Source organism: Actinoplanes sp. NPDC048967 (genome assembly GCF_040649415.1).
In the GTDB taxonomy this organism is placed as follows: Bacteria; Actinomycetota; Actinomycetes; order Mycobacteriales; family Micromonosporaceae; genus Actinoplanes.
In genome coordinates, this window is sequence record NZ_JBEZFL010000014.1 from 1 (window position 1) to 18,826 (window position 18,826).

Consider the following 18,826-nt stretch of genomic DNA (forward strand, 5'->3'; position numbering starts at 1 on the left):
GGGGGGGGGGGGGGTGCTCGCACCCCTCAATCCTCCGCCGTGCGCGGCGCCGGCCCCCCCCCCCCGCCCCCAAGCCCCCCACCGCAAGAAAACCGAAAAGGCGAACCCCCCAAGAAAAAGAGAGGTCCGCCTTCTCAGAAAAAGCCGAAAGATCAGCCCTTGGCCATGGTCAGAGTCTTGATGGTGATCTCCTTCTTGGGATGCCCATCCCCCTGACCATTGGCGTTGTCACTACCAGCCTTGGCAACCGACTCGACGATGTCGAGCCCCTTGGTGATCGTGCCCAGGACCGTGTAGTCCGGCGGCAGGTCGGTGTCCTCGTACACGATGAAGTACTGGCTGCCCGTCGAGCTCGGCGCCGACGTCTTCGCCATCGCGATCGTGCCCTTCGGGTACGCCGGCTTCGCGTTCGTCGGGAGGTTCTCCTCCGCGTAGCGGAAGCTGGGCCCGCCGGAACCGTCGCTCTCGCGCCAGCCCTTGCCGGTCGCCGTCGGGTCGCCGCACTGCAGCACCTTGATGCCCGCGGTCGTGAGCCGGTGGCACTTGGTGTTGTCCCAGAACTTCTTGCCGGCCAGGAACGTGAACGCCTCACCCGTGCAGGGCGCCTTGCTCAGGTCCACCGACGCCGTGATCGCGCCGAGGTTGGTGTCCATGGTCAGGGTGGACTTGCCGACGTTCGGGGCGTTCGACGGCGGGGTGCCGACGTCCTTGACCTTGCTGCCCGTGCTGCCGTCCTCCGGGATCCATGAGCAGGCCACGGTGCCGGGGGGTGGGGCGGCCGCGTCGGTCGACTTCTTGTCGTCGTCGTTGCCGAGCGCGGCGACGATCCACACCGCGGCGCCCGCGATCACGACGACCGCGAGGGCCGATCCGATGATGGCCTGCCGCTGCCGGCGCTTGCGCGCGGCAGTGGCCCGCTCGGCCATCTCCTTCTCCAGCCGGGCCCGCGCCGCCGCGCGCTGCCGGTCCTTGATCGACGACACGGTGTTCCTCCTGTATGCCTCGGTGCGGTGAGGGGATATGTTGCGACGATTCTGGTCCGGAAAGCTCAGGACTGGCTGGACGCCGAGGGGGCGGCCGAGGGGGCGGTGGCGGCGGGCTCTGCGCTGGGCTCGCCGACGGTGATGCTCTGTACGGTGATCTTGTCCTTCGGGGTGACCTTGTCGCCCGCGCTGTTCGCCACGGTGGCGATCTTGCCGATCTTGGCGACCGTGTCCAGCCCGCCGGTGACCTTTCCGACGATCGGATACTGCGGTTCCGTCTTCGGGGTGAAATCCTTGAAGAAGATCAGGAACTGACTGCCGTTGGCGCCCGGCGGGTTGCCGATCATCGCCACGGTGCCCTTGGGATAGAGCGGCTCCTGCGGCGTGGGCGCGGCCGAAGCGCTGGGCGCCGGAGCGGGGGCCGTCGGCGTGTTCTCGTTGTAGACCGTGTACGTCGGACCGCCCTGGCCCGTGCCCTTCGGGTCCCCGCAGTGGATCGCGCCCTCGGCGGTGATCTCGTGGCAGGTGGTGTTGTCGAAGAACTGCTTGCCGGCCAGGTAGCTCAGGCTCGCGCTGGTGCACGGCGCGGCGGCCAGGTCGAGGGTGACGACGATCGGCGCGCCCTGGTCGGTCGTGATCGTCATCGGCCGGGTGCCCGCGGTGGGGATGCCGCTGGTCGGCGGCTCACCGACGTCCTTGAGGTCGGGGTTCGACTCGGCGTTCTGCGGCGTCCACGCGCACACCTCGGAAGCGGTCGGGTCGACCGGGTCGTCGCCGTCGAAGGCGCCGCCGAGCCACGCGACTCCGCCCACGATCAGGACGAGCGCCAGTGCCGCACCGAGCCCGGCCTGGATCTGCCGCCGCCGGCGCTGCCTGCCCGCCCGGCGTGCGAGCTGCCGATCGAGCTTCTCCCGCGCCAGTTTCCGCGCCCGGTCCTTGCTGGAAGCCACCGAGTGCTCCCCTTCCTTAAACTCTTGTCGAGTGCGCCACGCCACACGCCCGCAAGAGTGTACGGGTAACCGCTGGGAATGTGGTGTGCGAGGTTCCGTCACGGTGCGTACGGTGTGTCCCGCTAGGCTTGACCGGCGAATCCGACCGCGAGAGAGGGGTGCCCAGTGCTCGTCACCGGCTTTCCGGCCGACGCCTTCGGCACCAACTGTTACGTCGTGGCCGCCGGCCCCGGCGAGCAGTGCCTGGTGGTCGATCCGGGCATCGGCGTGCTCGACCGTCTCGACGAGGTGCTGGCTCAGCACCGGCTGCACCCGGCCGCGGTGCTGCTGACCCACGGCCACCTGGACCACGCGTTCTCCGTCGCGCCGGTCTGCGGTGCGCGCGGCATCACGGCGTACGTGCATCCCGCCGACCGGGAGATGCTCGCCGACCCGGCCAAGGGCCTGGGCGTGGATCTGACCGCGTTGTTCGGCGGCCGGCTGTCGTACACCGAGCCCGAGGACGTCGCGGAGCTGACCGACGGGGCCACGCTGAGCCTGGCCGGGCTGGAGATCACCGTCGACCACGCGCCCGGCCATACCGGCGGGTCGGTGCTCTTCCGGCTGCCCGGCGCGGGCTCGCAGTGGGAGGCGGACCAGGTCTGCCTCTCCGGTGACGTGCTCTTCGCCGGTTCGATCGGCCGCACCGACCTGCCGGGCGGCAGCACGGAGACGATGCTGGCCAGCCTGCGGGACAAGATCCTGCCGCTGGCCGACGACACCGTCGTCCTGCCCGGCCACGGACCGGAAACCACCATCGGCCGCGAGCGCGTGGCGAACCCGTACCTGCGGGAGCTGACCACCGCGCCCGGCCGGGGCCTCTGAGACTTTCGCTAGGAGAAGCACCATGAGCAAGCCCACGCCCATCTCCGGCTTCCCGGAGTGGCTGCCCGCGCAGCGGATGATCGAGCAGAGTGTCGTCGAGCGGATCCGCGCGACCTTCGAGCTGTACGGGTTCGCGCCGCTGGAGACCCGCGCCGTCGAGCCGCTGGACCAGTTGCTGCGCAAGGGGGAGACCTCCAAGGAGGTGTACGTCCTGCGCCGCCTCCAGGAGGATCCCGGCGCGCCGTCCGACGACTCCCTCGGCCTGCACTTCGACCTGACCGTGCCGTTCGCCCGCTTCGTGCTGGAGAACAGCGGCAAGCTGCAGTTCCCGTTCCGCCGCTATCAGATCCAGAAGGTGTGGCGGGGTGAGCGCCCGCAGGAGGGCCGTTACCGGGAGTTCCTGCAGGCCGACATCGACGTGGTCGACCGCGACAACCTGCCGTTCCACTACGACACCGAGATGCCGCTGGTGATCGGGGACGCGTTCGCGTCGTTGCCGATCCCGCCGGCCACGATCCTGGTCAACAACCGCAAGGTGTGTGAGGGCTTCTACCGGGGTCTGGGTCTCGAGGACCCGGATCAGGTGCTGCGGACCGTCGACAAGCTCGACAAGATCGGCCCGGAGAAAGTGGCGGCCCTGCTGGTCGAGACGGCCGGGGCCACCGACGCCCAGGCCAAGGCCTGCCTGGAGCTGGCGTCGATCTCGACGCCGGACGCCTCCTTCGTGGACGCGGTGCGGGCCCTGGGCGTCGACAACGCGCTGCTGGACGAGGGCCTGGAGGAGCTGGTCCGGGTGGTCGACGCGGGCACCGAGCACGCGCCGGGCCTGATCCGGGCGGAGCTGAAGATCGCCCGCGGGCTCGACTACTACACGGGCACGGTCTACGAGACGCAGCTGCGCGGCTACGAGCGGTTCGGCTCGATCTGCTCCGGCGGCCGTTACGAGAATCTGGCGACCGCGGGCAACGAGCGTTTCCCGGGCGTCGGCATCTCCATCGGCGTCTCCCGGATGCTCGGGCTGCTGTTCGGCCGCGGCGCGCTGGGTGTCTCACGGTCGGTGCCGACCTGCGTCGTGGTCGCGTTGCCGGCCGAGGAGCTGCGCCCGGCCTGCGACCGGATCGCCCGCGCGCTGCGCAGCCGGGGGATCAGCACCGAGGTGGCGCCGTCGGCGGCCAAGTTCGGCAAGCAGATCCGGTTCGCCGAGCGGCGGGGCATCCCGTACGTGTGGTTCCCCGGCACCGACGGCGCGGCCGACACGATCAAGGACATCCGCTCGGGTGACCAGGTCGAGGCCGACGCGTCCACGTGGCAGCCGCCGGCCGAGGACCTGATCCCGGTGGTCTCCGGAGGCTGAGCCCGTCAGCGCGCGTCCAGGAAGTCCTCGATCGCGGTGCCGATGACGCCCAGCGTCTCGGCGAAATCCCGCAGGGTCCCGGGCGCGCGCAGGGAGTGGTTGGCGTCCCGGATGGTCAGCACCTGCTGCCCGGTCGAGCGGGCAGCCTCCGGGACCCACCACGGGTCCGCGGTGCCGCCGATGAGCAGTTGCGGCGCCGGGTTGCGGGTGATCGCGTCCACGAGGGGCGGGACGGTCAGCAGCGGGGTCAACCAGATCGCCGGCAGTTCCAGATCGGCGGCCAGGGTCGCGGCGTGGGTGCCCAGCGACTTCGCGATCAGCACCGGCCGGGCGTCGGGGTCGCGCTGGACCAGCCGGTGCAGTGCCGCCGCGACGCAGGTGCGGACGAACGGCTCCGGCCCCACCTCCATCAGGCCCTCGGGCATCGTCCAGGTGACCTTCTCGATGCGGGCCTGCCGGTCGTTCAGCGCCTCCCAGCCGAGGTCCAGCAGGGTGGTCTGGACGATGCCGATGCCGCCGGGCACCAGGATTCCGCTGCGCACCGCGTCAGCCTAACGCCGAAGATCCTATGTGGCCTGTGAGGTCACGTTAACTTATTCGACATGTGTCAATACGTTGGGTGAAATGAGCTGTTCCTAGTTTTCGGGGCACCACCCCCCGCGGGCGAAGGGACAAGTCCCCATGTCATCTACGAAGTGGACCAAGACTCTCTCCATCCTTTTCCTGTCCACGACTCTGGCGGTGGCCGGCTGCGCCGATGATCCGTCGGCGAGCGGCGGTTCCTCCGGCGACACCATCAAGGTCGGCATCCTGCACTCCCTCAGCGGCACGATGGCCATCAGCGAGGTGACGGTCCGCGACTCCGAGCTGCTGGCCATCGAGGAGGTCAACGCGGCCGGCGGCGTGCTCGGCAAGAAGCTCGAACCGGTCGTCGAGGACGGTGCCTCGGACTGGCCGACGTTCGCCGAGAAGGCCCAGAAGCTGATCAACGAGGACAAGGTCGCCACCACGTTCGGCGGCTGGACCTCGGCCAGCCGCAAGGCGATGCTGCCGGTCTTCGAGCGCAACAAAGCGCTGCTCTGGTATCCGGTGCAGTACGAGGGGCTGGAGAGCTCGCCGTACATCTTCTACACCGGCGCGACCACCAACCAGCAGATCGTGCCCGCCCTGGACTATCTCAAGCAGCAGGGCAAGAAGTCCGTCTTCCTGGTCGGCAGCGACTACGTCTTCCCGCGCACCGCCAACAAGATCATCAAGGCGTACGCGGCCGCGAACGGCATGACCGTGGCCGGCGAGGAGTACACGCCGCTGGGCAACACCGAGTACTCGACCATCGTCAACAAGCTCGGCCAGGCCAAGCCCGACGTCGTCTTCAACACCCTCAACGGCGACAGCAACGTCGCCTTCTTCAAGCAGTTGCGCAGCGCCGGCTTCACCGACAAGACCATGCCGACGGTGAGTGTCAGCGTCGCCGAGGAGGAGGTCGGCGGCATCGGCCCGGCCAACATCGCCGGTCACCTGGTGGCCTGGAACTACTACCAGACCACCGAGGGCGCCACGAACACCGAGTTCGTCAAGAACTACAAAGCCAAGTACGGCGCCACCAAGGTGACCTCCGATCCGATGGAGGCCGGCTACAACGCGGTCAAGCTGTGGGCCGCGGCCGCCGCCAAGGCGGGCAGCACCGACGTCGAGGCGGTCAAGAAGGCGGCCGGTGGGATCTCGCTGGACCTGCCCGAGGGCAAGGTGACCATCGACGGCGAGACCCAGCACGTCTACAAGACCGCCCGGATCGGCCTGATCCAGCCGGACGGCCAGATCAAGGAGGTGTGGAACTCCGGCGAACCGGTGAAGCCGGATCCGTACCTCAAGGGCTATCCGTGGGCCGCCGGCCTGGCGTCCTGAGCCAGCCATGGGGACTCTGAACCAGTTGGTCATCGGGGCGAGCATCGGCGCGGTGCTGCTGCTCGCCTCGCTGGGCCTGACCTTCACGTTCGGCCAGATGGGCGTCATCAACATGGCGCACGGCGAGTTCATCATGGCCGGTGCGTACACCGCGTACGTCCTGCAGCCGCTGGCCGGCGAGCAGGCGGTGCTGGTGGCGCTGCCCGTCGCCTTCGCCGTCGGCGGGGTGCTCGGGCTGATCCTGGAACGGCTGTTCATCCGGCGCTTCTACGGCCGCCCGCTGGACACGCTGCTGCTCACCTGGGGCATCAGCCTGATCCTGCAACAGGTCGCCCGGGACATCTTCGGGGCGCCCAACGTGCAGGTCGCCGCGCCGGGCTGGCTGACCGGCGGGATCGACGCAGGCGTACGGATCCCGTACAACCGGGTGTTCATCCTGGTGTTGGCGATCGGTTGCGTGGTGGCGATCTCGCTGTACCTCAGCAAGCTGCGGCAGGGCCGGCGGATGCGGGCGGTGATGCAGAACAGGCAGCTGGCCGCGGTCAGCGGGGTCGCGACCGGGCGGGTCGACCAGGCCACCTTCTTCATCGGGTCCGGGCTGGCCGGGGTGGCCGGGGTCGCGCTGACCCTGATCGGCCCGGTCGGTCCGACGCTGGGCAGCGGGTACATCGTGGACGCGTTCCTGGTCGTGGTGGCCGGCGGGCTGGGTCAGCTGCGCGGTGCGGTGATCGCCGCGTTCGCGCTGGGCGTCCTCAACAGCTTCGTCGAGTTCTGGACGGCCAACGGGGCCAGCTTCGCCAAGGTGGTGGTGTTCGCCGTGATCATCGCGTTCCTGCAGTTCCGGCCCCAGGGCATGTTCGTGCTGCGATCGAGGGCGCTGACATGAGAAACCGGATCGCCTTCGCCGTCGTCACCGTGCTGCTGTTCGCCGCGCCGCTGGTGTTCAGCCCGTTCCGGCTGGACCTGCTGGCCAAGTACCTCTGCTATGCGGTCGTCGCCCTCGGCATCGCGCTGGCCTGGGGTCGCGGCGGGATGCTGACCCTGGGCCAGGGGGTGTTCTTCGGGCTCGGCGGATATGCGATGGGCATGCACCTCAAGCTCGTCGAGGCCGGGCCGGGGCAGCTGCCCGACTTCATGTCGTGGAGCGGCGTCGAGCAGTTGCCGCTGCTCTGGAAGCCGTTCGCCAACCCGGTCTTCGCGCTCGTGATGGTGGTCGTGCTGCCGGTGACCGTGGCGCTGCTGCTGGGACTGCTGGTCTTCCGGCAACGGGTGCGGGGCGCCTACTTCGCGGTGCTGTCACAGGCGCTGGCGGCGGCGTTCGTCATCCTGCTGGTCGGCCAGCAGGGCCTGACCGGTGGCACCAACGGCCTGACCAACTTCCAGCTCTTCTTCGGCCTGGACCTCTACGACGACGCCGACCGCCGGATCCTCTACTTCACCGTCGTGGTCGTGCTCGGTCTGTCCTTCCTGGTCGTCCGGCAGCTGGCCCGCAGTCGCTACGGGCAGCTGCTGGTGGCGATCCGCGACGGTGAGGACCGGGTGCGCTTCCTCGGCTACGACCCGGCGCTGGTCAAGACCTTCGCCTTCGCGGTCTCGGCCGGGCTGGCCGGCATCGCCGGCGCGCTCTTCGTCCCGGTGGTCGGCCTGCTCACGCCGGCCAACCTGGGCGTGGTCGCGTCGCTGGAGCTGCTCATCGGGGTGGCGATCGGCGGGCGGTACTCGCTCGCCGGCGCGGTCGGCGGCGCGCTGCTGTTCCACTACGGCAAGACGATCTTCAGCGAGCAGTGGCCGGACAGCTGGCTCTACGTGCAGGGCGCGCTGTTCGTGGCGGTCATGCTCTGGGCCCCGCGCGGCCTGGCCGGCCTGGCCGGACAGCTGCGCGACGTGATCGCGGCCCGGCGCCGTCCGGCGGCGCCGGCCCCGCCGGTTCTCGAGGAGGTACGGGCATGAGCAGACTTCTCGAGGTACGCGGCCTGAACGTCGTCTTCTCCGGCTTCCACGCGATCACCGACCTCGACTTCTGCCTCGACGCCGGCGAGCTGCGGTTCCTCATCGGGCCCAACGGCGCCGGCAAGACCACCCTGATCGACGTCATCACCGGGCTGACCAGACCGGCGACCGGCTCGGTCAGCTTCGCGGGTCAGGAGCTCGTGGGCCGCCGGGAACATCAGGTCGTGCGCGCGGGCGTCGGCCGTACCTTTCAGACGTCCGTGGTGTTCGAGGAGCTCAGCGTCGTCGACAACCTGGACCTGGCGGCGGGTTTCCGGCGCCGGCTGCCGACTCTGCTGCGCCGGCGGCACGGCGTCTCCGACGACGTCGCCTCGGCGCTGGACACCATCGGGCTGGGCGCGCTGGCGGACCGCCCGGCCGGGGTGCTCTCGCACGGCCAGCGACAGTGGCTCGAGATCGGCATGCTCGTCGTGCAGCGGCCCCGGCTGCTGCTGCTCGACGAGCCGGTCGCGGGCATGAGCCGCACCGAGCGCGAGCGTACGGGCGAGCTGCTGCAGTCGGTGGCCCGCGACCACACGGTCCTGGTGGTCGAGCACGACATGGATTTCCTGCGCCGCTTCGCCAGCACGGTGACGGTGCTGCACGAGGGCCGGCTGCTGTGCGAGGGCACGGTCGCCGAGGTGCAGGCCGATCCGCGGGTGCAGGAGGTCTATCTCGGACGGTCCCGCGACGAGCTCGACAAGGAGGTGGCGTGACGTGCTGGCGGTCGAAAATCTCCAGGTGTCGTACGGCCGGGCGCAGGTGCTCTTCGGGGTCTCGCTGACCGCGCCGGCCGGGTCGCTGGTGTGCCTGATGGGCCGCAACGGTGTCGGCAAGACCACCCTGCTGAAGGCGATCATGGGGGTGCTGCCGGTCCGCTCGGGCGCGGTGCGTCTCGACGGCCGGGAGCTGACCAGGCTCGCGGTGCACGAGCGGGTCCGGCTCGGGCTCGGCTACGTGCCCCAGGGTCACGAGACGTTCCCGCAGCTGACCGTGGCGGAGAACCTCCAGGTGGCGCGGGAGACCGCGGGCAACCGCCGGGCCGGGGTGGTCGACGAGGCGTTCGACCTGTTCCCGGCGCTGCGCGGGCTGCTCAAGCGGCGGGCCGGCTTTCTCTCCGGCGGTCAGCAGCAGCAGCTCGCGATCGCCCGGGCGCTGGTCACCGAGCCGCGGATGCTGCTGCTGGACGAGCCGACCGAGGGCATCCAGCCGTCGATCGTGCGCGAGATCGAGGAGGCGATCCGGCAGCTGCACGCGGCCGGGCTGACCATTCTGCTGGTCGAACAGTATCTGGAGCTGGCCCTGCGGCTGGCCGACCGGTTCGTGATCCTGGACGCGGGCGAGGTGGTGCGGGCGGGCCCGGCCGGTGAGCTCGGCGACGAGTCGGTGCGCCGGCTGCTGGCGGTCTGATCAGGAGCGGGGCGCCTCGAAGATCATGCAGCTGGAGGTGGCGTGGGCGACGAGGCGTCCCGCGGTGTCGGTCAGCCGGGCCTCGGTGAGCGCGGTCCGGCGCCCCCTCTGCAGCACACTGCCCTTGCAGGCGAGCCGTCCCGAGTCCACGGTCACCGTCCGCAGGAACTTCACGGTGAGGTCCAGCGAGGTGTAGCCGACCCCGGCCGGCAGCGTCGAGTGCAGTGAGCAGGCGGCCGCGCTGTCCAGCAGCGTGGAGATCACACCGCCGTGCACCGAGCCCAGCGGGTTGTAGTGGAACTCCCGCGGGTCGATGAAAAAGGTGACGCTGCCTTCCTCGACCTGCATCCCGGCGATGTCGATCAAGTTCATGATCGGCGGGGGAGGGAGCTCGCCCGCCTCCATCCGGCGCAGCAGGGTCAGACCGTCGGTGGTGGCCAGCAGCGAGGCGTGCGCCGCCGGATCGGTCCAGGCGTACGTACGCGTGCGGGTGTGATCCTGGGTCTGCGTCATGGACGCAGATTGGCACCCCTTGCTGTGTCTGTCAAACAGACCTAGCCTCGGTGTCATGAATCCCACCCTGGCCGGCCCGTCCGCCCTCGACTGGTCCGTCGACGCCTGCACGATCGGCCGCGCGATGGGCGTCCTCGGGGAGAAGTGGACCGTGGTGGTGCTGCGGGAGGTCTTCACCGGCGTCCGCCGCTTCGCCGACATGCGCGAGCGCACCGGCATCCCGCGTCAGGTCCTCACCAACCGGCTCGCCTCGCTGGTGGAGCACGGCCTGCTGCGCCGCGAGCCGTACCAGGAGCCCGGCGCGCGGATCCGCCACGAGTACCGACTCACCGCCAAGGGCCTCGACCTCTACCCGGTGCTCACCGCGGTGATGGAGTGGGGCGACCGCTACCTCGCCGATCCGCAGGGCCCGCCGCTGGAGATGGCCCACCGCGACTGCGGTGCGCGGGTCCACACCGAGCTGCACTGCGATCACGGTCACCGGATCGCCGACCCCCGCGAGGTCGCGCCCCGCCCCGGACCGGGGGCCAGGCGCCGCCGCTAAGCTCCCTGGCCGTGGCGCCGGCGCAGACATCAGCATCAGCAGGGGAAACGTCCGCGTGGGCCCCGTTGCGGGACAAGATCTTCCGCGGGTTGTGGATCGGGGTGCTGGCGAGCAACGTCGGCACCTGGATGCAGACCGTCGGGGCGCAGTGGCACCTGGTGCACGAGCCGGACGCGGCCACCTACGTCAGCCTGGTGCAGACCGCGACGATGCTGCCGGTCCTGCTGCTCGCGTTGCCGTCGGGCACGCTGGCCGACACCTTCGATCGCCGGCGGTTGCTGCTCGCCGTACAGGTGGGGTTGTTCGTCGTGGCCGGGACGCTGACCGCCCTGACCGTGCTCGACCGGATGCCGCCGCCGCTGCTGTTGGTCTTCACTTTCCTGCTCGGCGCCGGCCAGGCGCTGACCCTGCCGACCTGGCAGGCGATCATCCCCGAGGTGGTCCCGCGCGACGAGCTCGCCTCGGCGTCCGCGCTCGGTGCGGTCAACACCAACCTGGCCCGCTCGGCCGGTCCGGCGGTGGCCGGCCTGCTGGTCGCGCACGTGGGCGTGGCCGCCGTCTTCGGCCTCAACGCGCTGTCCTTCGTGATCTTCGCCGTGGCGCTGCTGCGCTGGCGCCGGCCGCCGGAGAGCGGGACCGCGCACGCCGAGCGGTTCGGCCCGGCGCTGCGCGCCGGCGGCCGGTACGTGCGCTATTCGCCGGTGGTCCGCCGGATCCTGCTGCGCGTGGTGCTGTTCGTCCTGCCCGGCAGCATCGTCTGGGGCCTGCTGCCGCTGGTCGCCGAGCGACAGCTGGCCATGGGCCCCAGCGGGTACGGCATCCTGCTCGCCGCCCTGGGCGTCGGCGCGGTGCTGGGCGCCTTGCTGATGCCCCGGGTCCGCGAGCACGTACCGGCCAACCGGCTGCTCGTGCTCTCCGGCACGGTCTACGGCCTCGCCCTGCTGGTAGTCGCCACGGTGGCCGAGGTCGTGGTCGTGGTGCCGGTCCTGCTCGCCGCCGGACTGGCCTGGATGATCCAGGTGTCCCGGATGAACGCGAGCCTGCAGCTGTTCCTGCCGAACTGGGTGCGGGCCCGCGGCTTCGCCGTCTACCAGGTGGTCTTCGCCGGCGGCCAGGCGCTCGGCGCGCTGCTGTGGGGCCAGGTCACCGAGGCGTTCGGCCTGCGCGCCGCCTTCCTCGCCGCGGCCGCGCTGATGCTGCTGGGCACCGTGACCGTGCGCTGGCTGCCGCTGCACCACCAGGAGGGCGACCGCAGCCCGGCGGTCTACTGGGCCGAGCCGCACCTGATGCTGGAGCCGCACCTGGACGAGGGGCCGGTGCTGGTCACCTCGACGTTCCGGGTCCGGCCGGCGAACCGGGCCGCCTTCGTCGCCGCGATGCAGGCCGTACGACGCTCCCGGCAGCGGACCGGGGCCACCCGGTGGGGACTGTTCCGCCCGGGCGAGGCGACGGACGAGTTCGTCGAGGTCTACCTGGTGCCCACGTGGGACGAACATCTGCGCCAGCACGAGGGCCGGCTCACCGGCAGCGACGAGCAGGAGGAGCAGCAGGCGTGGGCGCTGGCCGAGGGGCCGCCGGTCGTCTCCCATCTGCTGCCGGCCGACTCAGCGGATTAGCCCGATGTTTCGGTATTGTTCCGATTAGCCTCAGGGCAGGCCGCCGGTTCGAGGGGTGCGGCCCTTCAGGAGGCACGGCGTGGCACTCGTCGATCGTTCCGGTCACTCCCGGCTGCTCGTCATCGGTGGCGCGGAACGCTACGGTCCGGGTGGCACCGAGATCCTGCGCCGCTTCGTCGGCCTGGCCGGTGGTCCCGCCGCCGAGCTGATCGTCATCGCCACCGCCAGCGCGGAGCCCGCCGTCCTGGAGGCCGAGTACGCCGCGCTGTTCACCCGTCTCGGCGCGGGCCGGGTCCGGGCGCTGCGCCTGGACAACCGGGCCCAGGCCAACGAGCCCGCCGTGGTCAAGGCGCTGGCCACCGCCACCGGTGTCTTCTTCACCGGCGGCGATCAGTTGCGGATCACCACCGTCCTCGGCGGCACGCTGGCCGACTCGGCGCTGCAGCGGCTGGTGCAGACCGGCACGATCGTGCTCGGCGGCACCAGCGCCGGCGCCGCGATGATGTCCGGCACCATGATCCTCGGTGGCGACAGCCCGGGGGTCACCCGGGCCAGCGTGCGCACCGGACCCGGGCTGGAGTTCCTGCCCGGCGTGCTGATCGACATGCACTTCGCCGAGCGGGGCCGGCTCAACCGGCTGCTCAGCGCCGTCGCCCTCTACCCGCACGAGCTCGGCCTCGGCATCGACGAGGACACCGCGATCCTCGCCGAGGGTGACAGCTTCGAGGTGCTGGGCACCGGCGCGGTCACGATCGTCGACGCGGGCGCCGCCGCCGACATCCGGGTACCGGCCGACGGACCGATCGCGCTCACCGGGGCGCGGGTGCACGTGCTGCCTGCCGGGTGCAGGTTCGAACTGTCCGGCCGCCGCCCCTCGATCGTCGACGGGCCCGCCGGGGAACGGGAACTGGCCGCATGAAGATCCTCAGCATCCGCCGGCTGCGCGGACCGAACGTCCACCTGTCCCGGCCCGCGATCGTGGCCCGGCTGCGCCTCGACGAGCTCACCGGCCGCGAGACCAGCGACGTCGCCGGGTTCACCGAACGGATCCTGCGCGCCCTGCCGGGCCTGGCCGAGCACCACTGCGCGGCCGGCTCGCCCGGCGGGTTCGTCAGCCGGATGCGCGGTGGCACCTACTTCGGCCACGTCACCGAGCACGTCAGCATCGAGCTGTCCCAGCGGATCGGGCGCGACGTCAGCTTCGGCCGGACCGTCTCGGCCGGCGAGCCGGGACTCTACGACCTGATCATCGAGTGCCCGGTGGACGAGTCGCCGGACTCCACCCTGCCGGGCGAGCTGCTGGAGACCGCCGCGGAGCTGGTCGCCTCGGTCGCGGGCGGCGAGTCCGTGCCCGCCGCCGACCTCACCGAGCGGCTCACCGCCCTGACCGCGCTGGCCGAGCAGGAGGCCACCGGCCCGAGCACCACGTCGATCATCGCCGCGGCCCGGCGCCGGGGCATCCCGGTCGAGCGGTACGCCGACCTCAGCCTGCTGCGCCTGGGCTGGGGCACCCGCCGGCGGCTCGCCTGGGCCGCGATGACCGACCGGACCAGCGGGGTCGGCGTCGACATCGCGGCGGACAAGCAGGTCACCCGGCGGTTGCTCGAGGACGCCGGGGTGCCGGTCGCGCCCGGCGGGGCCGCCCGTACGGTCGCCGAGGCGGTGCGCCTGCTGGGTGTGCTGGGGGCGCCGGTCGTGGTCAAGCCGCGGCGGGGCCGCCAGGGCCAGCACGTGGTGCTCAACCTGCGTACGCCCGAGGAGGTCGAACGGGCGTACACGGCCGCGGGCGGCGACGTGGTGGTCGAACGGCAGTTCGCCGGCCGGGACTACCGCGTGCTGGTCGTCGCGGGTGAGGTGGTGGCCGCGGCCGAGCGGGTCGCGGCTCACGTGGTCGGCGACGGCGAGAGCACGGTGGCCGACCTGGTGGCGCTGACCAACGCGGACCCGCGGCGCGGGGTGGGGCACGCCCGGGTGCTGACCCGCATCGAGCTGGACGCCAACGCGCTGATTGCGCTGAACCGGCAGGGCTGCACGCCCGGGACCGTGCCCGCGGCCGGGCGCCAGGTGTGGCTGCGCGACAACGCCAACCTGTCCACCGGCGGCACCGGCAGCGACGTCACCGACCGGGTGCACCCCGACGTGGCCCGGCTCTGCCTGCGCGTCGCCGCCCTGGTCGGGCTGGACATCGCCGGCATCGACCTGCGGCTGGCCGACATCGCCGCGCCGCTGCCGCCGACCGGGGACCCCGACGAGCTGGGCGCCGGGGTGATCGAGGTCAACGCCGTACCCGGGCTGCGCATGCATCTCGCGCCCGTGCGCGGGCGCTCCCGCGACGTCGGGGACGCGATCGTGCGGGCGATGTTCCCCGGCGGTTCCGACGGACGGATCCCGACCGTGGCCGTGACCGGCACCAACGGCAAGACCACCGTGACCCGGCTGGTCGCGCACCTGCTGGCCGGCACCGGTCTGCGGGTGGGCGTGGCCAGCAGCGACGGGGTCGCGATCGACGGCCGGGTGGTGCACGTCGGCGACGCCACCGGGCCGCGCTCGGCGCAGATGGTGCTGGGCGACCCGGGGGTCCAGGCGGCGGTCCTGGAGACCGCCCGGGGTGGCACGCTGCGCCGGGGCCTGGGGTACGACCGGACCGACGTCGGCGTGCTCACCAACATCACCGCCGACCACCTGGGCCAGGACGGGCTCGAGTCGATCGAGGACCTGGCCCACGTCAAGGCGCTGATCGCCGAGCGGGTTCGCGACGGCGGCACCCTGGTGCTCAACGCCGACGATCCGTGGGTCCGCAGCATCGCCGAGCGGCCCCGGGTCCGCGCCGACCGCAAGCGCGTCGTCTGGTTCGGCACCGACAGCCGGCAGCCGGTGCTGGCCGAGCACCTGGGCCGCGGCGGGACGGCGTACCTGCTCCAGGACGGCTGGCTGGTGCAGGCCACCGGCGGCCGGCGCACCCCGTTGCTGCGCGTCGCGGACGTGCCCGGCTCGTTCGGCGGAGCCGCCTCGTACGCGGCCGTCAACGCCCTCGCCGCGGCGGCTGCCGCCCGGGCTCTCGGCACTCCGCCGGACGTGGTGGCCGAGCGGCTGGCCGCCTTCGAGCCGCGGGTGGACAACCCGGGCCGGGCCACGCTGCTGCGCCTCGACGACGTGACCCTGTTCGTGGACTACGCGCACAACCCGGCGGCGATCGCGACCGTCCTGCGGACGCTGCACCGGCTCTGGGGCCCGCAGCGGTGCCTGGCCGCAGTCACGTTGCCCGGCGACCGCCGCGACGACCTGCTGGCCGCCTCGGCCCAGGTGCTCGCGGACGGCGTCACCCGGGCCGTGCTCTACGACGACGAGGACCCGCGCGGCCGGGCGCCGGGGGAGGTGTCGGCGCTGGTGGAACGGGAGATGCGCGGGCGCCGGCCGCTCATCCGGGTGGTCCGTACCCCGGGCTACCGGGCGGCGGTCGACGCGGCGTTGCGGCTGGCCGTCCCGGGCGACGTGATCCTCGTGCTCTACGAGAAGCTCGCGCCGATGCTGAACCACCTCGAGAGCCTGGGCGCGGTGCCCGCCGAATCCGCTGTAGTGCACGCCGAACGGCTCTCCGCGCATCCGGGCCGCGCGGTCACGCGGACGCCCCGGGCAGCCGTTTCCCCGTAGTGGTTCCCTGGATCGGGTGATTTGTCAGCAACGCTGGGGGCTTGCGGCAACAAAGAATGATCGGCGCCGGGAAATCACCCGATCGGGCGGGGTTGCCCAGGTCATTGCCCTGTGGCAATCATCACGCTGGGTATAGATGAGCGCCACTCATGATCTCGCCATTATCTCTTTGCGTGATGCAATCGCGACTGCACGTGCAGAATTCGTCGGGCAATCGCGAGATTCGTTATCCAGCCGCAAGTTCCGACGAAGCGGGCATACGACCCAGCACTATTTAGTACGACCATCTATACAGCTCTGACCAGGCATTCTGTCGTCGGCGTCGGCCGCCCACCGCAGGCGCACAGGGCGGAACACAGCGTGACGACGCCCAGCTCATCCGGGTTGTCGAGGAGTCGAGACCTGGCCGATCGTCCGCTAACATCCTCGCCGTCGATGGGGAATGCTCGGTCCAACGGCGGGCCGACAACCGCCCCGGCATCAGCACGCATGGCGGTGCAGTGCTGATGTTTCTTCCGATCGCGCATGTGGGGGCACATGAGCACGACGGACCTGCCCGGTTCGAGTCTGCTGGCCGGTCGCTACCGACTGGTCGAGCGGCTCGGCGCCGGCGGGATGTCAGTGGTCTGGCGAGGGTTTGACGAAGTGCTCGGCCGGCAGGTCGCGGTGAAGGTCCTGCCGCCCTCGACGAGCACCGACCCCTCGTTCCGACGCCGACTCCGCGCGGAGGCCCAGGCCGCCGCACGACTGAGCCACCCGCACATCACCAACGTCTACGACTACGGCGAGGCGACCACCGTCGACGGTGAGCCGGTCCCGTACGTCGTCATGGAGCTCGTCGACGGCGAGTCGCTGGCGGCCGTCCTGGCCCGCTCGCGCCGGCTCCCGTGGCCGGCCGCCGTGCGCATCTCCTCCGAGGTCGCGGCGGCGCTGGCGGCCGCGCACGCCCGGGGCATCGTGCACCGCGACGTGACCCCGGCCAACGTCATGCTCACCTCCGGCGGCGCCAAGGTCGTCGACTTCGGCATCTCGGCCCTGATCGGCGAGAACGACATCGACCCGGACGGCAGCCTGCTCGGCACGCCGGCCTACCTGGCGCCCGAGCGGCTCGAGGGCGGCCAGGTCAGCCCGGCCACCGACGTGTACGCGGTCGGCCTGCTGATCTACCGCACCCTGATCGGGCAGCTCCCGTGGGACGTCGGCACGACGACGGCCCTGCTGCGCGCCCACCAGTACACGGAGCCCGAGCCGCTGCCGCCGGTCGAGGGCCTGCCCAGCGCGGTCTCCGCGCTGATCGCCCGCTGCCTGGAGAAGCGGCCCGCGGACCGCCCGTCCAGTGCCGAGCTGGCGCACGTGCTCGGCACGGTGTCGGCCGGCGTGCCGGCCAGCCGGGCCTACGTGCCGGACTGGGCCGAGAACGGCGAGGACACCACGATCCTGCCGTCGGCCCGGCGGGACACCGACGCCTTCGGGCGGGTCCGGCCGGGCCTCGCCCAGGTGCACTCCACTGCTCCCGGCCGCGGTGTCGCCGCTGTTCCCGCGGCCGAGGCGCCGGTCTCGCCGGCCCCGGCCGGAGCGCCGGTGCCCCCGGCGGTCTCGGTCGCCGAGGTCGAGGCGGCCGTCGGCCCGGTGTCGTCCCCGCCTCAGCGCGGTGCCCGCAACAGCCGGTTCGGTCCGGTGCCACCGGCTCCCGCGGTCGCCTCGGCGGCGGGCGCCACGGCGCCGCCGATCGAGGAGGCCGCCCCGGCCGGCCCGGCTCTGCGTCCCGCCTTCGGTGGCGACGACGCGTTCCGGCCGCCGCCCCGCGAGGGTGGCTCGCCCGCGTCGCCGGTCCGCCCGGCCGGTGCCGGAGGCCACGGTGGCCGGGGCAACACGCCGCCTGCCCGTCCCGGTGGCGGCAGCCCGCCCAACCAGAACAGGCCCGGCTCGGCGGCCACCGGCCCCTCGGGCCCCGGCGGCAACGGCGGCATGACCCAGCGGCGCCGGGTGCTCATCATCTCCGGCTCCATCATCGGGGCGGTCCTGGTCGCCTCGGCCGGGGTGGCCGCGCTTTCCCAGGACGGCACGCCGAAGACCCCGAACGCGGGCTCGACCACGCTGACCGGCTCGAACAAGTGCGTGGTCAGCTATGCGGTCTGGGAGGACAAGGACAAGAAGTTCAAGGCCGCGATCACGCTGGCCAACCGGGAGAACGCGGCGATCAAGGACTGGAAGCTCTGGTTCCTCATGCCGGGCGACCAGGTCGTCTCGGGCAACGGCCGGCTCAAGCTGGACCAGCAGGGCCAGGGTGTCACCGTGCTGGGCCGCACGCCGCTGAGCCCGCAGCAGACCAAGACGCTCGAGTTCACCGGCCGCTACCAGGCCAGCAACGCCGCCCCGATGGTGTTCGAGCTCGGCGGGGAGACCTGCCAGACGTTCGTCTCGCCGGCCCCCGGTGCACCGTCGCGGCCGGTCGAGCACCTCACGAACGGCACGGTCCGGCTGGGCCCGGTGCCGACCAAGGACACGCCGATCCCGGGTATCTCGATCAACCCGGGCGGGGTCGCGGTCCCGGTCCCGGTCAACACGACGGCGCCGGCCGGAGTCACCCCGACGACCACGACACCGGGGGTAGTGGTGGACCCCGGTGGCAACGGCAACGGTGACGGCGGCGACGACGGGGACGACGACGAGACCCCGGTGGAGCCGTCCGCGCCGGCCACGACGCCGGCTGTCACGCCGACGACCACGGAGCCGGTCGTGACGGAGACGACGCCGGCGGTGACCGACACGTTCACCGATCCGGGCGACACTTCCGGCAACGAGCCCGTGCCGGGGGCCGTGGGCTGAAATCCGACAAGCGCGTCCTCGGGCGGTCGACCGGAGTTCCGGTTCGGCCGCCCGAGCTGCGCGTAAGGTCGAATTGAGCCCGACAGGAACCGGCGCTGCCCGTGACGACCCGCGACGGCCGTGACGAGAGCCTTCCCGCCGAAATCGGTATGAACCGTATCGGCGTGCCTGCGGGCCGGGTTGACGCCCACGGGGAAGATGACTGATACCGGTCTGCA

16 protein-coding genes and 1 pseudogene are annotated in these 18,826 nt (G+C 71.7%); 13 read left to right on the forward strand and 4 right to left on the reverse strand.

Annotated elements, in window-relative coordinates; genetic code table 11:
• Window positions 1-152: 152 nt before the first annotated feature.
• Window positions 153-983 (reverse strand): peptidylprolyl isomerase, encoded by an 831-nt coding sequence (locus AB0C12_RS40260; RefSeq protein WP_360556071.1) that lies wholly within the window; start codon window positions 981-983, stop codon window positions 153-155.
• Window positions 984-1,048: 65 nt separating this feature from the next.
• Entirely contained in the window at window positions 1,049-1,933 is an 885-nt protein-coding gene (locus tag AB0C12_RS40265) for a peptidylprolyl isomerase (protein WP_360556073.1), read from the reverse strand.
• Window positions 1,934-2,098: 165 nt separating this feature from the next.
• Between AB0C12_RS40265 and AB0C12_RS40270 the strand changes: the two genes are divergently transcribed.
• Both AB0C12_RS40270 and hisS read left to right on the forward strand, forming a co-directional pair.
• The gene (locus AB0C12_RS40270; protein WP_360556075.1) at window positions 2,099-2,797 is read left to right on the forward strand and encodes an MBL fold metallo-hydrolase; all 699 of its coding nucleotides are present in this window, start codon (window positions 2,099-2,101) and stop codon (window positions 2,795-2,797) included.
• Between the two features lie 22 nt (window positions 2,798-2,819).
• Entirely contained in the window at window positions 2,820-4,151 is a 1,332-nt protein-coding gene (gene hisS / locus AB0C12_RS40275) for a histidine--tRNA ligase (RefSeq protein WP_360556077.1), read from the forward strand.
• A gap of 5 nt (window positions 4,152-4,156) precedes the next feature.
• Here the strand turns inward: hisS and AB0C12_RS40280 are convergent, their stop codons facing one another.
• On the reverse strand, window positions 4,157-4,693 hold the full coding sequence (locus tag AB0C12_RS40280; protein WP_360556078.1) for an alpha/beta hydrolase: 537 nt from the start codon (window positions 4,691-4,693) through the stop codon (window positions 4,157-4,159).
• Between the two features lie 139 nt (window positions 4,694-4,832).
• Between AB0C12_RS40280 and urtA the strand changes: the two genes are divergently transcribed.
• Genes urtA through urtE form a run of 5 tightly spaced genes read left to right on the forward strand, consistent with a single transcriptional unit; the run spans window position 4,833 to window position 9,455 of the window.
• Window positions 4,833-6,056 carry an urea ABC transporter substrate-binding protein gene (gene urtA, locus AB0C12_RS40285; RefSeq protein ID WP_360556080.1) on the forward strand — a complete coding sequence of 408 codons (1,224 nt, stop codon included), beginning with the start codon at window positions 4,833-4,835 and terminating at the stop codon, window positions 6,054-6,056.
• Between the two features lie 7 nt (window positions 6,057-6,063).
• Window positions 6,064-6,942, forward strand: a complete 879-nt coding sequence (gene urtB / locus AB0C12_RS40290; protein ID WP_360556082.1) for an urea ABC transporter permease subunit UrtB — start codon at window positions 6,064-6,066, stop codon at window positions 6,940-6,942.
• Complete coding sequence (urtC, locus tag AB0C12_RS40295; RefSeq protein ID WP_360556084.1) at window positions 6,939-8,006, forward strand: urea ABC transporter permease subunit UrtC; 1,068 nt, start codon at window positions 6,939-6,941, stop codon at window positions 8,004-8,006. The genes urtB and urtC overlap by 4 nt, the downstream gene beginning before the upstream one ends.
• Window positions 8,003-8,761, forward strand: coding sequence for an urea ABC transporter ATP-binding protein UrtD (urtD, locus tag AB0C12_RS40300; RefSeq protein ID WP_360556085.1), 759 nt, complete (start codon window positions 8,003-8,005; stop codon window positions 8,759-8,761). The genes urtC and urtD overlap by 4 nt, the downstream gene beginning before the upstream one ends.
• A gap of 1 nt (window position 8,762) precedes the next feature.
• Window positions 8,763-9,455 (forward strand): urea ABC transporter ATP-binding subunit UrtE, encoded by a 693-nt coding sequence (gene urtE, locus AB0C12_RS40305; RefSeq protein ID WP_360556087.1) that lies wholly within the window; start codon window positions 8,763-8,765, stop codon window positions 9,453-9,455.
• Here urtE and AB0C12_RS40310 read toward each other — a convergent pair whose 3' ends face one another.
• Window positions 9,456-9,968: a PaaI family thioesterase gene (locus AB0C12_RS40310; protein WP_360556088.1), complete on the reverse strand. Its 513-nt coding sequence runs from the start codon at window positions 9,966-9,968 to the stop codon at window positions 9,456-9,458.
• Window positions 9,969-10,023: 55 nt separating this feature from the next.
• On the opposite strand from AB0C12_RS40310, the gene AB0C12_RS40315 reads away from it, so the two are divergent.
• The 6 genes and pseudogenes from AB0C12_RS40315 to AB0C12_RS40340 all read left to right on the forward strand — a co-directional run bounded on the left by AB0C12_RS40315 (window position 10,024) and on the right by AB0C12_RS40340 (window position 18,608).
• Window positions 10,024-10,512, forward strand: coding sequence for a helix-turn-helix domain-containing protein (locus tag AB0C12_RS40315; RefSeq protein ID WP_360556090.1), 489 nt, complete (start codon window positions 10,024-10,026; stop codon window positions 10,510-10,512).
• 11 nt (window positions 10,513-10,523) lie between these two features.
• The gene (locus AB0C12_RS40320; protein WP_360556091.1) at window positions 10,524-12,128 is read left to right on the forward strand and encodes an MFS transporter; all 1,605 of its coding nucleotides are present in this window, start codon (window positions 10,524-10,526) and stop codon (window positions 12,126-12,128) included.
• Window positions 12,129-12,207: 79 nt separating this feature from the next.
• Window positions 12,208-13,047: a cyanophycinase gene (locus AB0C12_RS40325; protein ID WP_360556092.1), complete on the forward strand. Its 840-nt coding sequence runs from the start codon at window positions 12,208-12,210 to the stop codon at window positions 13,045-13,047.
• Complete coding sequence (gene cphA / locus AB0C12_RS40330) at window positions 13,044-15,779, forward strand: cyanophycin synthetase (protein WP_360556094.1); 2,736 nt, start codon at window positions 13,044-13,046, stop codon at window positions 15,777-15,779. The genes AB0C12_RS40325 and cphA overlap by 4 nt, the downstream gene beginning before the upstream one ends.
• Before the next feature lie 537 nt (window positions 15,780-16,316).
• Window positions 16,317-17,225, forward strand: a pseudogene (locus AB0C12_RS40335) (serine/threonine-protein kinase); the annotation flags it as partial.
• A gap of 522 nt (window positions 17,226-17,747) precedes the next feature.
• The gene (locus AB0C12_RS40340) at window positions 17,748-18,608 is read left to right on the forward strand and encodes a cellulose binding domain-containing protein (protein ID WP_360556353.1); all 861 of its coding nucleotides are present in this window, start codon (window positions 17,748-17,750) and stop codon (window positions 18,606-18,608) included.
• Window positions 18,609-18,826 lie beyond the last annotated feature (218 nt).